Source organism: Psychrobacter sp. NPDC077938 (genome assembly GCF_044542635.1).
Classification (GTDB): Bacteria; Pseudomonadota; Gammaproteobacteria; order Pseudomonadales; family Moraxellaceae; genus Psychrobacter.
The window spans coordinates 168,899-185,644 of record NZ_JBITUW010000006.1; the positions used below are offsets into that span (position 1 = coordinate 168,899).

15 protein-coding genes are annotated in these 16,746 nt (G+C 44.8%); 6 read left to right on the plus strand and 9 right to left on the minus strand.

Annotation, left to right across the window (positions count from 1 at the left end):
- Nucleotides 1–9: 9 nt before the first annotated feature.
- From hisD to ACIGBM_RS11355, 7 genes are all read right to left on the minus strand, one after another.
- Nucleotides 10–1,305, minus strand: a complete 1,296-nt coding sequence (gene hisD / locus ACIGBM_RS11325) for a histidinol dehydrogenase (protein ID WP_191114270.1) — start codon at nt 1,303–1,305, stop codon at nt 10–12.
- Between the two features lie 250 nt (nt 1,306–1,555).
- On the minus strand, nt 1,556–2,248 hold the full coding sequence (gene hisG, locus ACIGBM_RS11330; RefSeq protein ID WP_057761746.1) for an ATP phosphoribosyltransferase: 693 nt from the start codon (nt 2,246–2,248) through the stop codon (nt 1,556–1,558).
- A gap of 94 nt (nt 2,249–2,342) precedes the next feature.
- A complete protein-coding gene (murA, locus tag ACIGBM_RS11335) occupies nt 2,343–3,611 on the minus strand; it encodes a UDP-N-acetylglucosamine 1-carboxyvinyltransferase (RefSeq protein WP_114701832.1) in 1,269 nt (422 codons plus the stop codon).
- Between the two features lie 111 nt (nt 3,612–3,722).
- Nucleotides 3,723–3,974 carry a BolA family protein gene (locus tag ACIGBM_RS11340; protein ID WP_102091608.1) on the minus strand — a complete coding sequence of 84 codons (252 nt, stop codon included), beginning with the start codon at nt 3,972–3,974 and terminating at the stop codon, nt 3,723–3,725.
- A gap of 164 nt (nt 3,975–4,138) precedes the next feature.
- Nucleotides 4,139–5,134 carry an alpha/beta hydrolase gene (locus tag ACIGBM_RS11345; protein WP_397477810.1) on the minus strand — a complete coding sequence of 332 codons (996 nt, stop codon included), beginning with the start codon at nt 5,132–5,134 and terminating at the stop codon, nt 4,139–4,141.
- A 237-nt stretch (nt 5,135–5,371) separates the two neighbouring features.
- A complete protein-coding gene (locus ACIGBM_RS11350; RefSeq protein ID WP_397477811.1) occupies nt 5,372–6,172 on the minus strand; it encodes a BON domain-containing protein in 801 nt (266 codons plus the stop codon).
- A gap of 213 nt (nt 6,173–6,385) precedes the next feature.
- A complete protein-coding gene (locus ACIGBM_RS11355; protein WP_397477812.1) occupies nt 6,386–6,871 on the minus strand; it encodes a YraN family protein in 486 nt (161 codons plus the stop codon).
- 143 nt (nt 6,872–7,014) lie between these two features.
- On the opposite strand from ACIGBM_RS11355, the gene rsmI reads away from it, so the two are divergent.
- Nucleotides 7,015–7,971 (plus strand): 16S rRNA (cytidine(1402)-2'-O)-methyltransferase, encoded by a 957-nt coding sequence (gene rsmI / locus ACIGBM_RS11360; RefSeq protein ID WP_397477813.1) that lies wholly within the window; start codon nt 7,015–7,017, stop codon nt 7,969–7,971.
- A 53-nt stretch (nt 7,972–8,024) separates the two neighbouring features.
- Nucleotides 8,025–9,044, plus strand: a complete 1,020-nt coding sequence (locus tag ACIGBM_RS11365; protein WP_397477814.1) for an adenosine kinase — start codon at nt 8,025–8,027, stop codon at nt 9,042–9,044.
- Between the two features lie 116 nt (nt 9,045–9,160).
- Here the strand turns inward: ACIGBM_RS11365 and ACIGBM_RS11370 are convergent, their stop codons facing one another.
- Together ACIGBM_RS11370 and nfuA are read right to left on the minus strand one after the other, a co-directional pair.
- Nucleotides 9,161–10,483, minus strand: coding sequence for an O-acetylhomoserine aminocarboxypropyltransferase/cysteine synthase family protein (locus tag ACIGBM_RS11370; protein ID WP_397477815.1), 1,323 nt, complete (start codon nt 10,481–10,483; stop codon nt 9,161–9,163).
- A gap of 256 nt (nt 10,484–10,739) precedes the next feature.
- Nucleotides 10,740–11,423, minus strand: a complete 684-nt coding sequence (nfuA, locus tag ACIGBM_RS11375; RefSeq protein ID WP_057761762.1) for a Fe-S biogenesis protein NfuA — start codon at nt 11,421–11,423, stop codon at nt 10,740–10,742.
- A 583-nt stretch (nt 11,424–12,006) separates the two neighbouring features.
- On the opposite strand from nfuA, the gene ACIGBM_RS11380 reads away from it, so the two are divergent.
- The 4 genes from ACIGBM_RS11380 (at nt 12,007) to ACIGBM_RS11395 (ending at nt 16,653) form a co-directional block, all read left to right on the plus strand.
- On the plus strand, nt 12,007–12,996 hold the full coding sequence (locus tag ACIGBM_RS11380; RefSeq protein WP_397477816.1) for an alpha/beta fold hydrolase: 990 nt from the start codon (nt 12,007–12,009) through the stop codon (nt 12,994–12,996).
- A 139-nt stretch (nt 12,997–13,135) separates the two neighbouring features.
- On the plus strand, nt 13,136–14,203 hold the full coding sequence (locus tag ACIGBM_RS11385) for a bifunctional nicotinamide-nucleotide adenylyltransferase/Nudix hydroxylase (protein WP_397477817.1): 1,068 nt from the start codon (nt 13,136–13,138) through the stop codon (nt 14,201–14,203).
- 198 nt (nt 14,204–14,401) lie between these two features.
- Complete coding sequence (locus ACIGBM_RS11390; protein WP_397477818.1) at nt 14,402–15,799, plus strand: nicotinate phosphoribosyltransferase; 1,398 nt, start codon at nt 14,402–14,404, stop codon at nt 15,797–15,799.
- Nucleotides 15,793–16,653 carry an SGNH/GDSL hydrolase family protein gene (locus ACIGBM_RS11395; RefSeq protein ID WP_397477819.1) on the plus strand — a complete coding sequence of 287 codons (861 nt, stop codon included), beginning with the start codon at nt 15,793–15,795 and terminating at the stop codon, nt 16,651–16,653. The genes ACIGBM_RS11390 and ACIGBM_RS11395 overlap by 7 nt, the downstream gene beginning before the upstream one ends.
- The last annotated feature ends 93 nt before the right edge of the window (nt 16,654–16,746 follow it).

The window sequence follows — 16,746 nt, forward strand, 5'->3', positions numbered from 1 at the left end:
CAAAATCAACTACTGATAACGATAACGAGCTGAACGCGCATGGGCTTCTAAGTCCTCACGCTGCGCTAAAATATCAGCTGTCTCAGCCAAAGGCTTACTACCGGATTCACTGCAATAAATGATAGATGATTTCTTTTGAAAATCGTACACACCTAACGGAGAAGAAAAGCGCGCTGTGCCTGATGTTGGCAGTACATGATTTGGCCCTGCACAGTAATCCCCAATAGCTTCGGGCGTATGACGACCCATAAAAATAGCGCCGGCATGACGAATATCATTCAACAGTGCATCAGGATTATCAACGGATAACTCTAAATGCTCAGGAGCGATACGATTGATAAGTGCCATACCTTCGCTACGATCTTTTACCAAAATCAGTGCACCGCGGTTCTGTAATGAGTCACGTGCGATGTCTGCTTTTGGTAGCTCAGCCAATGCTTTTTCTATCTCAAGTGCGACTTCGGTGAGCTGCTCTTCGCTAGTCGTCACAAAGATAGCTTGTGCAATACGATCATGTTCAGCTTGAGACAATAGATCCATCGCTAGCCAGTCCGCTCTATCTTGTGCTTCGCCTTCTGCATATACCAATACTTCTGAAGGTCCAGCAATCATATCGATACCAACTTGACCAAATACTGCGCGTTTGGCTGCAGCGACATATTTGTTGCCTGGTCCTGTGATTTTGTCCACGGCTGGAATCGTTTCAGTGCCGTAAGCTAAAGCTGCTACTGCTTGAGCGCCACCAATAGTGAAGACGCGATCGACTTGGGCCAAATGAGCCGCTGCTAATACTAACGGATTGAGCACGCCTTTAGGGGCTGGTACGACCATGATAACTTCAGTGACGCCAGCTACCTTAGCAGGAATAGCATTCATCAATACTGACGATGGATAAGAAGCCAAACCGCCTGGTACATAAATCCCAACGCGATCAAGTGGCGTGACTTTCTGACCCAATCGGTTGCCTAGCTCATCCTCATACTGCCAGGTTTCTTGTACTTGGCGCTCATGGAATGTCTGTACCCGAGTCGCTGCTGTGGTCAACGCTGTCTTCACTTTTTCATCAAGATTGGCAAACGCTTCAGCAAGCGCTTCTTTAGACAACTCTAACTCTTGCATCGACGTTGCTGGATGCTGGTCAAACTGCTGAGTCAATGCCAATACGACGCTATCACCATCAGCACGTACTTGGGCGATGATATTATCGACGGTATGTAATAGTTCAGCATCATTGACTGTTTCAAAGGCAAGCAATTGTGTCAATTGACTATCAAAATCGGCATCTTGGGTACTTAACTGGCGCATGACCTAATCCTATATCTGAGCGTAAAGTAGTGCTAAAAATGAACGGTTTGGAACTGAGTAAAGTAGGTTTATCTTTCAAAATATTGCGACTTATTCGATGTCTTCTTGTCTGAACTTTACGGTGATTTTATGTTTTCGCAAGCTAAGACAACAAAACCAGTTTAGCACGCTACGTCACTCATAGCCTGCTAAACTGGTTTAAAAATTTGTATAACCATGCTTTATATTACCAATGACTTGCACTGGATAGTTAGCCATTGGCGATACTATTTTTAAAGCTATCTAAGATTGGTTCTAGTAATGCAAATTTGCGCTTATAGCTGACCTGATTGACGATCAGACGTGAGGAAACATCACAAATATGATCGCGTGCTTCAAGTCCATTGGCGCGCAATGTGTTACCGGTGTCGACCACGTCGACGATCAAATCTCCCAAGCCGACCAATGGCGCAAGCTCCATCGAGCCGTAAAGTTTGATGACATCGACTTGTTGACCTTGGCTTGCAAAATAAGCACGAGCGACATTGACATATTTGGTCGCGATACGCAGGCGACGATTTGGCAGCGGTGCATCTTTCACACCCGCAGTCATCAGTTTACACTGAGCAATCTGCAAATCGAGCAATTCATAAACATGATTGGCACCATGCTCAAGCAGCACATCTTTACCCGCCACCCCAAAGTCAGCAGCGCCATGTTCGACATAGGTCGGCACGTCACTGGCACGCAAAATCAATACACGCACATTTGGATTTGAGGTTGGAAAAATAAGTTTACGTGACGCTTCAGGATCTTCTAAAAGATCAACGCCAGCTGCACGTAGCAATGGCATGGTCTCTTCTAGAATGCGGCCTTTTGATAAAGCCAAGGTTAGACCTGAAAACTCATCGTTTACTTCGTTTAATAAACCGCTGGCTGGTAAAGATTTGCTTGTCTCAGTCATAATGACATCGTGTCCATGTGCAGTCCCCTATTGAAAGGGGAGTTTTTAATTTATAACGTAATATGGGTAACAGTCGATATTGAGTCAATCAATATTAAGCGTTGGTATTAATACGTTCAATGTTCACGCCTAAGCTACGCAGCTTGTCTTCAACATGCTCATAACCACGATCGATGTGGTAGATACGGTCAATCAGGCTCTCGCCTTCAGCAGTCGCCGCTGCCATTACCAACGACATAGACGCACGTAAATCCGTCGCCATCACTGGTGCTGCGGTAAAGTTTTCGACACCTCTTACTACCGCAGTATGACCATCAACCTGAATAGACGCGCCCAAACGATTGAGCTCTGGTACATGCATATAGCGGTTTTCGAAGATGTTTTCGATGAAAGTACTTGTACCATCCGCTAAGCAAGCAATCGCCATTAGCTGAGCTTGCATATCCGTTGGGAAACCAGGATGTGGCTGAGTACGGATATCAACCGCCTTCGGGCGGCCTTTCATTTGCGCGCGAATCCAGTCATCACCGCTCGTGATAGTTGCACCCATGTCTTCGAACTTCTCTAGCACTGGCGTCAATAATAGAGCAGATGTTTTTTTGGTCAATACGTCGCCACGCGTCATTAAGGCGCCAGCAAGGTATGAGCCTGTTTCGATACGGTCAGGGACGACTGAGTACTCACAGCCGTGTAGACGCTCTACCCCTTCGATAGTCATCGTTGATGTACCGATACCGCTTATTTTGGCACCCATTGCAACCAACATATTGGCCAAATCTACCACTTCTGGCTCTAACGCACAGTTGCCTAAGACAGTTGTGCCTTTGGCCAACGCTGCTGCCATGATGACGTTTTCAGTACCGCCAACAGTGATCATATCAAATGAGAAATTACAGCCTAATAGCTTGCCACCTTTTGGTGCTTGAGCTTTTACATAGCCATTCTCTACACTGATTTCGGCACCCATCGCTTCAAAAGCTTTTAGATGCTGATCAACAGGGCGTGAACCAATCGCACAACCACCTGGCAATGAGACTTCAGCTTCGCCAAAACGTGCAAGTAGCGGCCCTAGCACCAAGATTGACGCGCGCATGGTTTTTACCAAATCATACGGGGCATAAAAGTTATCGATACTCTTGGTATCGCAAGTGACCGTATCATCTTGCTTCTGGATTTTGATACCCATGCCACCGATCAATTCAATCAACGTTCGCACGTCTTGTAGTGACGGCACGTTATGCAGTGTCGTTGGAGTCTCAGCCAATATCATAGCTGCGAGTAACGGCAAAGCGGCATTTTTGGCGCCTGAGATGGTGACTTCCCCTGCGATACGACTACTACCAGTGATTAAAAATTGATCCATAAAGGTGACAACCTAGCGATGAGTATAGAAAATTATGAAAACCAGAGTTACAGCACTCAACCATATATATGGCCGATTCAGTAATATCCAGTCATATAGACAGCTATTTGATTAGCCTTTTGATTGAACGTCCCACTCAGCAGGCGTCAGCGCTTGGATATTGAGTGCGTGAATATCGCCACTCGCAATCTTGTCATTAACTAACGCATATACTGCTTGCTGACGTTGAACCGCGCGTTTGCCTTCAAAGCTGGCATCGACCACGCGTACGTCAAACTTATTACCTTGGTTGGCAGCTTGAATAAAAGCGTCTGGGAAGTGAGTCTGTAAAAATGCGATCAAATCGTCAGCGTTCATGCTCATAGAATAGTCTGCCTTAAAGTTTAGAATAGGGTATAGATTTAAAGTGATGACATTATAACAAGAGTTTGCATATCTTACAGTACTGTCTTACTCAAGTGTGTTTAAGCATTGAGACAGTGCTATCAATTAAATGATCAAAAATTATAGATATGCATAGTGATAAGCTATTTGAGTGTTTTATCCAAGTACGTCAACACTTGCGCACGCACATCATTGACCCAGCGCAGCGGCGGTGCCATCGCGCCAATACTGGTTGCATGACTGGCTCCTTCGATTTCGCCCGTTTCAACGGTTACGCCTGCTTTTTTAAACGCTTCTGTCATTTTGATTGTATTAGTCACATGTACAATTTTGTCGGTTTCTGCGGTTAATAATAAATACGGTGGCTGCGCGCCTTTAATCTGACGATCTGGCATCACCTCATCAGGTGTGGCATTGGGGCCAAACGCCGTTGCACTACTGAACTTGCGGAAATCATAGCTATAAGGACCCGCAATTCCGATAACGGCTGCAATATCTGTTGGCTTAATACCATAAGGTGCCAAAAAGTCTTCGTTGGCAACGGCTGCAACGGCATTAAACGCGCCAGCAGAATGCCCCATCACCGCTAGGCGTGACGGATCTGCATGGAGACTGGTCGCATTTTCAATACTCCAAGCAATTGCTTGAGCCGCATCTTTGACATAATCAGGATAGACGTGTTCAGGCGCTTTACGGTAATTAATTACTGCAGTGACATACCCTGCTTTGGCTAAGCTCTGACCGACAAAGGCATATTGTTCTTTATTACCGCTCTCCCATGAACCACCATGGACAAATACCACCATAGGATAGCTAGTATTAATAGCACTCTGAGATTTCATAGCTTGTGCTAGCGGTTTTGGATAATAGATATCTAGGTCTTGTGAAGGCTGATCACCATATAAGATATCCTTACTCACCCCAACGCCACCACTGGAAGTAATCCCATTGACGATAGCTAACGGTGATAGTGCCTGTGCGTTTTGCGTAGCTAACGCGATACTGCCCAATGCCAATATTGCCGCACCACCAAATCTCAATGTTCGTGTTTTCTTATGAACAGGTTTATTGTGTATGCCTACATTACCAATGGCACTTTTCTCTTCATTTGGTTGTATATTTGCCTGTGAATCCTTCATGACCAGTATCCTATTATATTTATTTATCAATCAGTAGTAACAGCCTAACAGCGATAATGTGTTATCCACTAGCCAATGATATTTTTGATATTAGTATCGTTGGCTAATGCGCTGACTCTGCTACCTTTTACTATTGATATAGTAACCACTGGTCAAAGATTTCTCGTGCCTTTACTGTTATCACTATTTAGGCTTATTGTGATTAACACTATTTATCGCTTAGCGAACTAAGGATGCTTACTGGTTCTGATAAAGGTCAATATAAGGGCTTGAAGACGGCTGCGTAGTAGTGGCCTCTTCTTCCGTTATGACAATAGGCGTTGCCGTGCTGATAGTAGTATCTTGGGCAGCTGGCGCTGCTGCAGGATTTACCAAATTATTCTCATACATGATGTCATCATTATTTATTTTGACACCTCTATCGTCGACGACAGTTGTCAGCAATACCAACTCGGTGACCCCAACAGTGCCATTGGCGATATCAATCAAATGGCTCTGCTGAGTGGGTGTCATACGGCCCATAATATAGACCACACCATTATTGGTAACGGCTTTAATTTGTGACGCACTCACACCATCGCTAGCGGCTATTTTCGCCAGTAGTTTTGAAGTGATATAACCATCATGAACTGTTGAGCTATACCCTTTTGACGCACTGACTTCCATCTCATTATAAACACGGCGTACATCTGGCATAGAGCTAACGACTTTTTCTACTTCTGCTTTGAGCGTTTCAGTTGGTACTTCACCTGTAAGCAGTACTTCGCTATTGAAGCTATCGATACCCATACGGCTGGTTTGCTGCAGGTCTTCTTTTAGCCCGTATACATTGATTTTGGCAGTATGTTCAATACTACGATCGAGCAGACGCTGCGGAATCGTGCGCTCAGTCATTGGCACGCCGTAAGTCCCTTCTGTACTGTTGGTCAGATAGTTGGTGGCACAACCTGTACTGACAACGCAGGCAGTAATCATAATGCCAGTCGTAATACGGCGTGATGAACCAAAAATAGCAGTGCGCAAATGCATCCGTGTCATTATTTACCTCTTAGAACATGGTTGTGACAATTTTATAAGTAGTGACGAGCTAAACGTAGCGGTAAGATAATACTGTATCTGATTTATAGAGAGTTGACTATAACCGCTACTTTACTTAATTTTGACCATCAGCGGTTAGCTTTTTAGTAACGAACCTTACTTGTCAGATATGGTTAGATGCTTCATTTGGCAGCATCTATCTCACTTATTCTATTACCAAGCACTGGCTATAAAAGCATTTTGAATCCATTCTGGTTGATGGTCTAACTGCTCATTTCTTGAATTTGACTTACTCATCGTGTTGTAAGCAATGACATCAAATCGGCAATCATAATGGGCATACTCAGGATGCTGCTGCAAAAAGGACTGCGCTGTCTTAATAACTTTGCGCTGTTTGCTTGCTGTCACGCTGAGTGCTGCATCGCCATAATTCGAGGACTTGCGCTGACGAACTTCAATAAATACCAGTGTTGACCATGCTGAACTTGTCTCAATCATGACCAGATCCAGCTCACCTATCTTTGGCTGTTGCCAATTTTGTGCGACCAGCCTCAACCCTTGCGTTTGTAAATACTCACACGCCTGCTGCTCAAACCGACTACCTTGGCGTTGTTTTGGTGAGGTTAAGATTAAAGGCTTATGGTTCGGCATAAGGTTGATTGGTCTGATTAACATTTGAGAATTATCATAGCACAACATGCTAAACTAGCCACTTCTGCGCATTCTACTCTCAAAATCTATCGGCTCCCTCACTTATTATTTGACTGAAAAACCATAGATAACGACTGTACATACTAGCGCACTATCATTTTCTAACGTCTTTTTAACGACCCGAGGTTTTCATGTCTACCCCTACTGCGATGCCAGCTTGTCTCTATATCGTTGCCACGCCGATTGGCAATATGTCCGACATGACAACGCACGCAATTGATGTCTTAAAGCAGGTCGCCATCATTGCCTGCGAAGACACCCGCACCTCAGGTAAACTACTGTCACATTTTGGCATCGATACCAAAGGCAGTAAGGCTGACGAGACAAAAGACTCAGAGACTCGTCCTGCCAAAAGCAGTATCGAAAATGATGACACGACGACAAAGCAAAAAGGTCACAATAAACTATGGGCCTATCACGAGCATAATAGCGCCATTCAAACGCCCAAAATTATTGAAATGATTGAGCAAGGTCATTCAGTTGCCTTGATTAGTGATGCGGGTACACCTCTAGTCAGCGATCCAGGTTATCAACTGGTACAAGCCGCGCATGAAGCTGGCGTGACCGTATCACCTATCGTTGGGGCTTCTGCTGCAATTGGCGCATTGTCAGTAGCAGGGTTACCCTCTGATCGATTTAGCTTTATTGGGTTCTTGCCCGCCAAAACGCATGGTCGTCAAAAACAGCTGAGCGATCTAATCGCACGTACCGAAACTTTAATCTTTTATGAAGCGCCGCATCGTATCGTATCTAGTCTAGAAGACATGGCAACGATATTTGGTGCAGACCGTGCAGTGACTTTTTGCCGTGAATTGACCAAGACGTTTGAGACGGTACATAAGAGCACCCTTGGCGAGTTGGTTGAGTTTGTCAAAGCAGATGACAATCAGCAACGCGGTGAGATAGTTGTAGTTGTCGCTGGCGTCGGTGTGGCAAAAGATACGGACGACATCAGTACGCATGATAAATTGCTACAGCGTTTGCTAGAGGATTTGTCAGTCAAAAAAGCAGCCGCACTGGCCTCTGATATCACTGGTGTGAAGAAAAATGCGCTTTATCAGCGTCTGCTAGAGTTGCAAGCTGACTAGTTTTTAATAATAAAAAGATAACCATTTATAAATGAATTGAGGAGAGATAAGCAATGTACGATGTAATGGCAATAGGCAATGCGTTGGTTGATCACGAGTATGTGCTATCAGATGCGGCACTAGAAGAGACCGAGCTGACCAAAGGTAATATGACGCTGGCTGATATTGAAGAGCAGCAGCAACTACTGGCTTATTTTAAACTGGCTGAGATTGAGCCATCAAAACAAGCAGGCGGCGGATCAGCAGCCAATACGATGTTTACCTTTGCCAGCTTAGGCGGTAAGCCTTTTTATGCTTGCCGCGTCGGTGATGATGATCAAGGGGCGTTTTACCTTAGAGACTTGCACGAAGCAGGTGTCGCAACCTCAGACAAGTCTATCCATGCAGGCGGCGTGACCGGCTCATGTGTGGTTGCCGTTACTGAAGATGGCGAACGCACCATGCAGACCTATCTTGGCACCTCAAGTGAGATTGCCGCTGACAATGTTGATTTTGACGCGTTGACGCAAGCAGATTGGCTATATATCGAAGGCTATCTGGCGATGTCTGAGAGCATCCAACCAGCGATGACTCAATTACGTCAACAAGCTGGCATTCATAATGCAAAAATCGCGGTGAGCTTTGCTGACCCTGCGGTAGTAAAATTTGCCAAAGATGGCTTGCTCAATATGCTCGGCAACAAAGTCGCAGTGATATTCTGTAATAGCGAAGAAGCCAAGCTATTCACCGATAAAAAACAAGTCAAAGCAGCAGCGCGTGCCCTGCTTGAATACTGCCAAATTGCCGTCGTCACTGATGGTGCCAACGGTGCAGTCATCGCCCACCAGCCTAATGACGAAGCAGAAATTGAAGTCCATGACGTTGCAACGCCAGTAGTGGCCGATGTCATTGACACCAATGGCGCAGGCGATAACTACGCTGGTGCTTTCTTATATGCGCTATCGCAGCAGTATAGTCTGCCAGAATGCGGTCGTCTTGCCAGCGAAATATCAGCACAAGTTATTCAGCAGTTTGGACCGCGTCTTGCCTCGCAGGATTATCGAGATATCGCGCAGCGTGTACTTTCTGCTTAATTGTTAAACACATCTGTTGGACACAAAACAAAAAGCCCATATCAAATCGATATGGGCTTTTTTTATATCATTCAGACTTGTTCAAACAGTTTGCTCAATTTAATAAGCTCTTTGTATTAAGCAGTAGCTAATGCTTGCGCGAGATCGGCTTTGATGTCTTCGATATGTTCGATACCAATCGACAGTCTTACCATATCCGTACTAACGCCTGCATTTTCTAGCTCTTGCTCATTTAACTGACGATGGGTCGTCGTCGCTGGATGACAGGCCAATGATTTTGCATCACCGATGTTTACCAAACGAGTAATCAGTTGCAGCGCATCGATAAAGCGCGCACCAGCTTCTAGTCCACCTTTGACGCCAAAGGTCAAGATAGCAGAAGGCGTGCCTTTCATATATTTTTTGGCAAGCTCGTGCTCAGGATGGTCAGACAGACCTGCGTATTTCACCCAAGCAACTTTATCATGGTCACGCAGATATTCTGCGACGGCTTGTGCGTTTTGCACGTGACGCTCCATACGCAGACTTAGCGTTTCCATACCTTGCAAGATACCAAAGGCATTTAGCGGGCTAAGTGCTGCGCCAGTGTTACGTAGTGGCGCAACGCGGGCACGGGCAATAAAGGCTGGCGCGCCTACGTCTTTTACGAAATTTACCCCATGATAGCTATGATCTGGCGTATTCAACAGTGGGAAACGCTCAGGGTAATCACCCCAAGCAAACTTGCCACTATCGACAATCGCACCACCGATTGAAGTACCCGTTCCGCTCATATACTTGGTCAATGAGTGAACTACGATATCTGCACCGAACTCAAATGGACGACATATCGCAGGCGTCGCCACCGTATTATCAATCACGACAGGTACGCCGTATTCATGAGCGACATCACTGAGCGCTTGAATATCGACGATATTACCTAGCGGGTTACCGATACTCTCTGCAAACACCATTTTGGTCTTGTCATCAATCAAGTCACGAATGGCTTCTGGGTCTTTATGATCGAAGAAGCGCACTTCGATACCTTGACGCGGCAATGCATGAGCAAATAAATTGTAAGTACCGCCATATAGCGTTGATACAGCGACGATATTGTCGCCTGCTTCGCAAATAGTCTGAATCGCATAAGTAATGGCAGCCATACCAGAGGCTACGGCAAGCGCCCCAATACCGCCCTCTAGTGCTGCGACTCGCTCTTCTAGCACCGCGTTGGTCGGATTCATGATACGAGTATAGATATTGCCTGCGACTTTTAAATCAAACAGATCTGCACCATGCTGAGTATTATCAAACGCATATGAACTGGTATGATAAATAGGCACGGCGACTGCTTTGGTCGTTGGCTCTACACTATAGCCGGCATGAATCGCTAAGGTCTCAAGACGTTGAGGGGTTTCTGGTTGTTGGGCTGTTTGCTGGTCTGCTGATCCGTCACTCATAGTACATTCCTTTATTTTGATAAAAGATGATTTGTTGACGACGTATCGCTCAAAAATCACCTTAAAAAGCTGCCTTCTAAATCATAGCAATAAAAAAAAGCTGAGTTCATCATAACTCAGCTTCTTTATTAAAAGAATAGCAAAACACTCATCTCTTCATGACAAATATTCATAAGCAGCAAACCAAACAGGCATATCTATATTAAAGGTAATGGTCACATTTATAGCTGCCAATTGCTTTTAACTATTTTTTATTTTATTTGTAGTAAGCATTCTCTGTACGAGTATGGTCAGTCTCGTCAACCACTTGGGTCAATTCTGGAATTTGCTGTTTTAGCTGCACTTCAACGCCTTGACGTAGAGTCATATCAACCGCTGAACACCCTTGGCAACCACCGCCAAATTTCAATACAGCGGTTAGACCAATACCTTCTTCATCAATCAGTTCAAGCAACTGTACGTCACCGCCATGCGCTGCCAAGCCAGGATTAATCTCTGACTGCAATACATAGTTGATACGCTCTTCAACACTAGCATCAGCACCTACTTTAGGTACTTTAGAGTTTGGCGCGCGGAAAGTCAGCTGACCACCGAAACGGTCTTTATTATAGTCGATGACCGCGTCTTCTAGATAAGGTACTGACGCCGCCTCAATAAAGGCAGAGAAGTTTTCATACGTAAAACGCAAGTCAGCGCTGTCTTCTTCGCCCGGCTGGTTATAAGCCATGCAACACTCTGCACGCGGCGTACCAGGATGCTCAACAAAGATACGCACACCGATACCATCAGTATCTTGCTTAGATAACAAATCTGCCAAGTAGCCTTGAGCTGACTCAGTGATAGTGATGTTACTTTTCGCTTCGACTTGCTCGGTATCTAGAGCTGATTCATAGCCAGCAGTTTGGTCTAGTTGGTTATCAGCTTGGTTTTGCTCACTCATAATGTTTCCTATGCGTTATGACACAAACGCTATATCTATTATGGCTACTGTGTCGTGAATTTGGATTTTTAAAATGTTTACGATTCATATAAGACATGCAGACTGGCAATGATTGGTATTTATTATTGTATGACATTGGTCGACATGAGTATAAAGTTTAATCCGTCTATAGCAGTCATTATACCTGAATCAAGCATCAATTCCGACCACGCTACTGTGAATTGAACCGAGGCTATTGTAAATGGTCGTCATTGGTTTTTTTAATGATGCTAACAGATGGCAAAGTAACTCAATATTTAAACCATGACAGATAAACACGCTAAATGATTATGTTGGCTGCCAAGTTATTCTCTATATAAAGACAGCGGTACCATTTATCAAGCGCACTCAGCATTTTCGATATGCCATACCGTTCACATCTAGTCCGAGCAAGTCATCTGGTTTTGACGTAGTATTAATAATTTGAATGATTTTGTGCATTAGCGTTATGAGCATGGTAGCTTTTAATTGCCTTGTATAACTATCAGCTTGTATAAATATCGACTTGTATAAAGATTACGTATTTTTTGGATAGGATCATTTTATGATGACACGGACGTTACACCTAGTAACCACCAAGGACGATGAGAAAATTGCCGTTTGGAAAGTAGCCGATAATCCAGACAAAGATACGATAGCTAACACGTCAGAAAACAGCCTGCCTGACATCACACCGCAAAACATATTTTTGACGCATGGTACGTTTTCTGACAAGCAAACTTGCCTCAAAATCGCCGAATATTTTGCGGGGCTTGGTCATCATTGCTACATCATGGAATGGCGTGGGCATGGTGATAGTTCGCTACCGAAAGAAAAATTCAACTTTGAGACCGTCGCCACTTACGACTATGAAGCGACTTTTCGTTATTTCTTTGAAGAATTAAAGATCGATAACCTACATTGCGTCACTCATAGTGGTGGCGGTGTTGGTTTGACCATGTTTCTCGTCCAAAACCCAAGCTATATCGATAAGGTCAATAGCATCAGTATGTTTGCCTGCCAAGCTTTTGGGGCGGCGCAAGACTCGACCAGCTACGCAAAAATCCTTACGGCCAAGATAGTTACTCGACTGGTCGGCTTTATACCCGCTAAGCAGTTCAAGGTAGGCCCTTTTAACGAAAGCTACTATACGATGACCCAGTGGTACGACTGGAATTTGCGTAAAAACTTTCAAAGCAGCTTTTTGAATAGGGCTCATTTTGATAAAGGCAGGACGAATACAGATGAAGTGAACGAAAGCATTAATCAGCAGAAAAGTACTGGTGATGATTTTGTTGACTATCGACAGCATATGCCACAGATTACCATTCCTGTTTATTCTATTAGCGCAAAAGGCGATACCTTCATCTCCCCTACTCGCGGCTGTCGTTTGTTTTTTGATGGCTTTAACAACTCAACCAATGTCTTTCGAGAGTATTCGCTCAGTAACGGCGATTTAGATGACTATACACACAGTCGCATCATGATCAGTCGTAACGCAGCCACAGAGATTTGGCCAACAGTGACGGCATGGATAGAGAAGCATGCCCGTTAAAGTAGAGATGTCGTTTGGACGATTTCGATAATGACACACCCCTAAACATCTTTATACTTGTCAGAAAGTCATGGGCTGTGTCAGTATTAGCGTCATTAATTTTTAATCAATAAAAATAAGTCGTAGGAAGTTGGCGTCTATGAGTGAATTATCAGAGCAACAGTCAGATAAGCAAAACCTAGATCAGAAAAGCAGTAAACACTATCGTTATCTGGTCTTTATCGGACGCTTTCAGCCGTTTCATGCTGGCCACAAAGCCGTCATCGATGAGGCACTAAAACGCTCAGACGAAGTAATTATGCTGATCGGCTCAGCCAACTTGCCACGTAGCTTACGCAATCCATTTAGCGTCGCTGAGCGTGCCGCAATGATTAAAGGTGCTTACTCTGAAGAAGAAGCCGAACGCATTCACTGTGTTGGCTTAGATGACGCACTCTACAATGACACCCGCTGGCTACAGTATGTGCAGGCAGGTGTAAAATCTGTCACTGGTGACTTGCAGACGGATATTGGCTTGATTGGTCATTCAAAAGACAGCTCATCTTACTATCTGTCACTATTCCCCAACTGGGACTCTGTGTCAGTGCCCAATTATCATAATTTATCAGCCACGCCTATTCGTGACAGCTATCTGATGGGTGCCACGCCGACACCTGAGCGTACGCCTGAGTCGACGCGCAACGTCCTCGATGCATTCAAACAAACTGACGATTACCATCAACTACATGAAGAAGCAGACTTCATTGATAAATACAAAAGACAGTGGGAATCAGCACCATACCCGCCTACCTTTATGACAGCCGATGCATTGATTGTGCAGTCGGGCCATATCCTACTGGTTGAGCGACGCAGTATGCCAGGTCGTGGACTCTGGGCGCTGCCAGGTGGATTTCTAAATCCAAAAGAGACGCTGTTTGATGCTTGTATCCGTGAACTGCGCGAAGAAACTCGCCTCAAGGTGCCTGAGCCAGTATTGCGCGGCTCTTGCCATAGCCAACATACCTTTGATGACCCATATCGCTCAGCGCGTGGTCGCACCATTACTCAAGCGTTTTATTTTCAACTCAAAAACGATCCGAAAGGTTTGCCAAAAGTAAAAGGCGGCGACGATGCGACCAAAGCATTTTGGCTACCCTTAGCTGAGCTCGATGCCAAAATGATGTTTGAAGATCACTATGCAATTATTACTAAAATGGTTGGCTTATAGTTCGCTGCTGATCGCTTTTTCTAGTAGCTTTCTTTAGTAGCTTTTTATAATAGCTACTTGAGCAAATTATCATCAATAACAGCTATCCCTAAATAATGCACTAATGATTTGATACCAACGCCGATAGACGGCAATCAACCGCCGCCACTGTTCTTTTATTAAAGCAGCTGCGGCATTTCAAAGCAGAGGAGTTCTGTGATGTATACCAGTAATTTAAACAACTTAATCTTAAATAGCGACAGCTATAAAACCTCACATTGGGTCCAATACCCGAGCGGTAGCGAGTATCTGTCAAGCTACATTGAAGCCCGTAAAGGAGACTACGATGTGGTGTTCTTTGGTTTACAAGCCTTTATCAAAGAGTACTTAAGTACGCCTATTACTCATCAAGATATCGATGAAGCCGAAAAGGTCATTCAAGCGCATGGCCTGACCTTCAATCGTGCTGGCTGGGAACATTTAATCGAAAAACATGACGGCTATTTGCCACTGCGTATCCAAGCCGTACCCGAAGGCAGCATCGTGCCTGTGTCCAATGTAGTCTGCCAAGTGATCAATACCGATCCTGAGTTTTACTGGCTACCCAGCTATATCGAAACAGCGCTATTGCGTGCGATTTGGTATCCATCCACGGTCGCTAGTGTTTCTCACTATTGCAAAGACATTATCCGTCAAGCGTTAGAAAAATCAGCGGACAATACAGAATCCCTGCCTTTTCGCTTGCATGACTTTGGCGCGCGCGGTGCATCGAGCCAAGAAACAGTTGCACTCGGTAGCTTAGCGCATTTGGTCAACTTTGCTGGTACTGACTCGATGACAGCGCTTATCGCTGCTAGTCGCTGGTATCAGATGGGTGATGATATGCCGGCATTTTCTATTCCAGCAGCCGAGCACAGTACGATGACAGCTTGGGGACGTGATGGCGAGACTGCTGCTTTTCATAATATGATCGAGCAGTTTGGCGGTAAAGACAAAGCCTTTTCGGTCGTTTCAGATAGTTATGATTTATGGAATGCAATCGACAATATCTGGGGCGATGCCTTAAAGGATGAAGTCAAAAATATGGGCGGTACCTTGGTCATTCGACCAGATAGTGGAGAGCCTACCAAAGTCGTCCGCGAAGCGTTGGAGCGCTTGGCAGTGAAGTTCGGTACGACGGTAAACAGCAAAGGCTATAAAGTGCTGCCCGACTACGTACGCATCATCCAAGGTGATGGCATCAGCTCGCAAAGCTTAAGCAAAATTATTGATGTAGTAATCAAAGCAGGCTTTAGCATAGAAAACGTGACGTTTGGTATGGGCGGTGGTCTATTGCAGCAAGTCAATCGCGACACCATGAGTTGGGCAATGAAATCTAGCGCTATCTCTATCGATGGTGCATGGAAGGATATTTATAAAGATCCTGTCACCAGCCGCTCAAAACGCTCGAAAAAAGGGCGATTGGCACTGGTAAAAGACGACAGTGGCCAGCTAACAACCATAAAAGAAAATGAGATGATTGACCCAACTGACAATCTATTACGTGATGTCTACGTCGATGGTCAATTGTTAATTGAAGACAGTCTCACGACTATTAGGGAACGTGCAGGATGGTAGATACTAGTAAGCTGACATCGGTCGCAAAGGACGTTTTACTTGCCCCTGTCTACCTCTATCAAGGTCGCAAAATCAAGCGTGATACAGTCCGCTTGCCTGAACCACATGGCGAAAGGCACGGCGTAATTGAGCTGCCTCAAGCAAATAATAAGGTATCAACGCGAGACGCTAAGACATTTAACCTCATGGTCGTCGGTGATTCGGCAGCAGCAGGTGTGGGTAGCCAAACGCAACAGGAAGCGTTGGTCGGTAAGCTTATCCCGATACTGGAACAAAACGAAACTATCCAAGCAAACTTTGCTCGACTCAATTGGTCATTGCAAGCGACAACAGGTCATACCAGCTTTGATATTCTACGCAGGTTATATGTCTTACCTGCTCCTGAGCGGCCTATCGATGTGATGTTACTGAGCGTAGGGGTCAATGACACGACGTCCAATGTCTCTGTGCACAAATGGCAACAGCAAATTGAAGACATTATCAATATTGCACAGCGCAAATTTGGCGTACGAAAATTGGTTTTTTTAAGTTTGCCGCCGATGGCGCAAATGCCTGCAATCCCTGCCCCGCTCAATAACTTTGTAGGTGCAAAAGCGTCGGTACTGGATGAGATATTACAGCAGGTTTGTGCGGCTCATGCTGGTGTCACCTATATGGCAACCGACTTTACACGGATGTTAGAAGAGCATGCAAATGGCTCGGCTATCGATATCAATGTGATGTTTGCCAGTGATGGATTTCATCCTAGCAGTCTGATGTACGGCTATTGGGCACAGCAAATCGTAGAGACTATTATTCAGTTACTAGATTCCATTCAGTTATCGGACTCATCGACTACTGAATTTGAGCGCTAAATAGACTGTTAGCTTTATTTTTAGATCATAAAAAATTAAACCAAAAAAAACCGCTGAATAATCAGCGGTTTTTTATTGCTTAGCGAAATATAT

Coding starts and splice junctions, on each gene's coding strand:
- ACIGBM_RS11370 (WP_397477815.1), bottom strand. CDS start 10,483: ATGAGTGACGGATCAGCAGACCAGCAAACAGCCCAACAACCAGAAACC.
- ACIGBM_RS11355 (WP_397477812.1), bottom strand. CDS start 6,871: ATGTTGTGCTATGATAATTCTCAAATGTTAATCAGACCAATCAACCTT.
- hisD (WP_191114270.1), bottom strand. CDS start 1,305: ATGCGCCAGTTAAGTACCCAAGATGCCGATTTTGATAGTCAATTGACA.
- ACIGBM_RS11380 (WP_397477816.1), top strand. CDS start 12,007: ATGATGACACGGACGTTACACCTAGTAACCACCAAGGACGATGAGAAA.
- ACIGBM_RS11345 (WP_397477810.1), bottom strand. CDS start 5,134: ATGAAGGATTCACAGGCAAATATACAACCAAATGAAGAGAAAAGTGCC.
- nfuA (WP_057761762.1), bottom strand. CDS start 11,423: ATGAGTGAGCAAAACCAAGCTGATAACCAACTAGACCAAACTGCTGGC.
- ACIGBM_RS11390 (WP_397477818.1), top strand. CDS start 14,402: ATGTATACCAGTAATTTAAACAACTTAATCTTAAATAGCGACAGCTAT.
- ACIGBM_RS11350 (WP_397477811.1), bottom strand. CDS start 6,172: ATGACACGGATGCATTTGCGCACTGCTATTTTTGGTTCATCACGCCGT.
- ACIGBM_RS11385 (WP_397477817.1), top strand. CDS start 13,136: ATGAGTGAATTATCAGAGCAACAGTCAGATAAGCAAAACCTAGATCAG.
- murA (WP_114701832.1), bottom strand. CDS start 3,611: ATGGATCAATTTTTAATCACTGGTAGTAGTCGTATCGCAGGGGAAGTC.
- ACIGBM_RS11340 (WP_102091608.1), bottom strand. CDS start 3,974: ATGAGCATGAACGCTGACGATTTGATCGCATTTTTACAGACTCACTTC.
- ACIGBM_RS11395 (WP_397477819.1), top strand. CDS start 15,793: ATGGTAGATACTAGTAAGCTGACATCGGTCGCAAAGGACGTTTTACTT.
- hisG (WP_057761746.1), bottom strand. CDS start 2,248: ATGACTGAGACAAGCAAATCTTTACCAGCCAGCGGTTTATTAAACGAA.
- ACIGBM_RS11365 (WP_397477814.1), top strand. CDS start 8,025: ATGTACGATGTAATGGCAATAGGCAATGCGTTGGTTGATCACGAGTAT.
- rsmI (WP_397477813.1), top strand. CDS start 7,015: ATGTCTACCCCTACTGCGATGCCAGCTTGTCTCTATATCGTTGCCACG.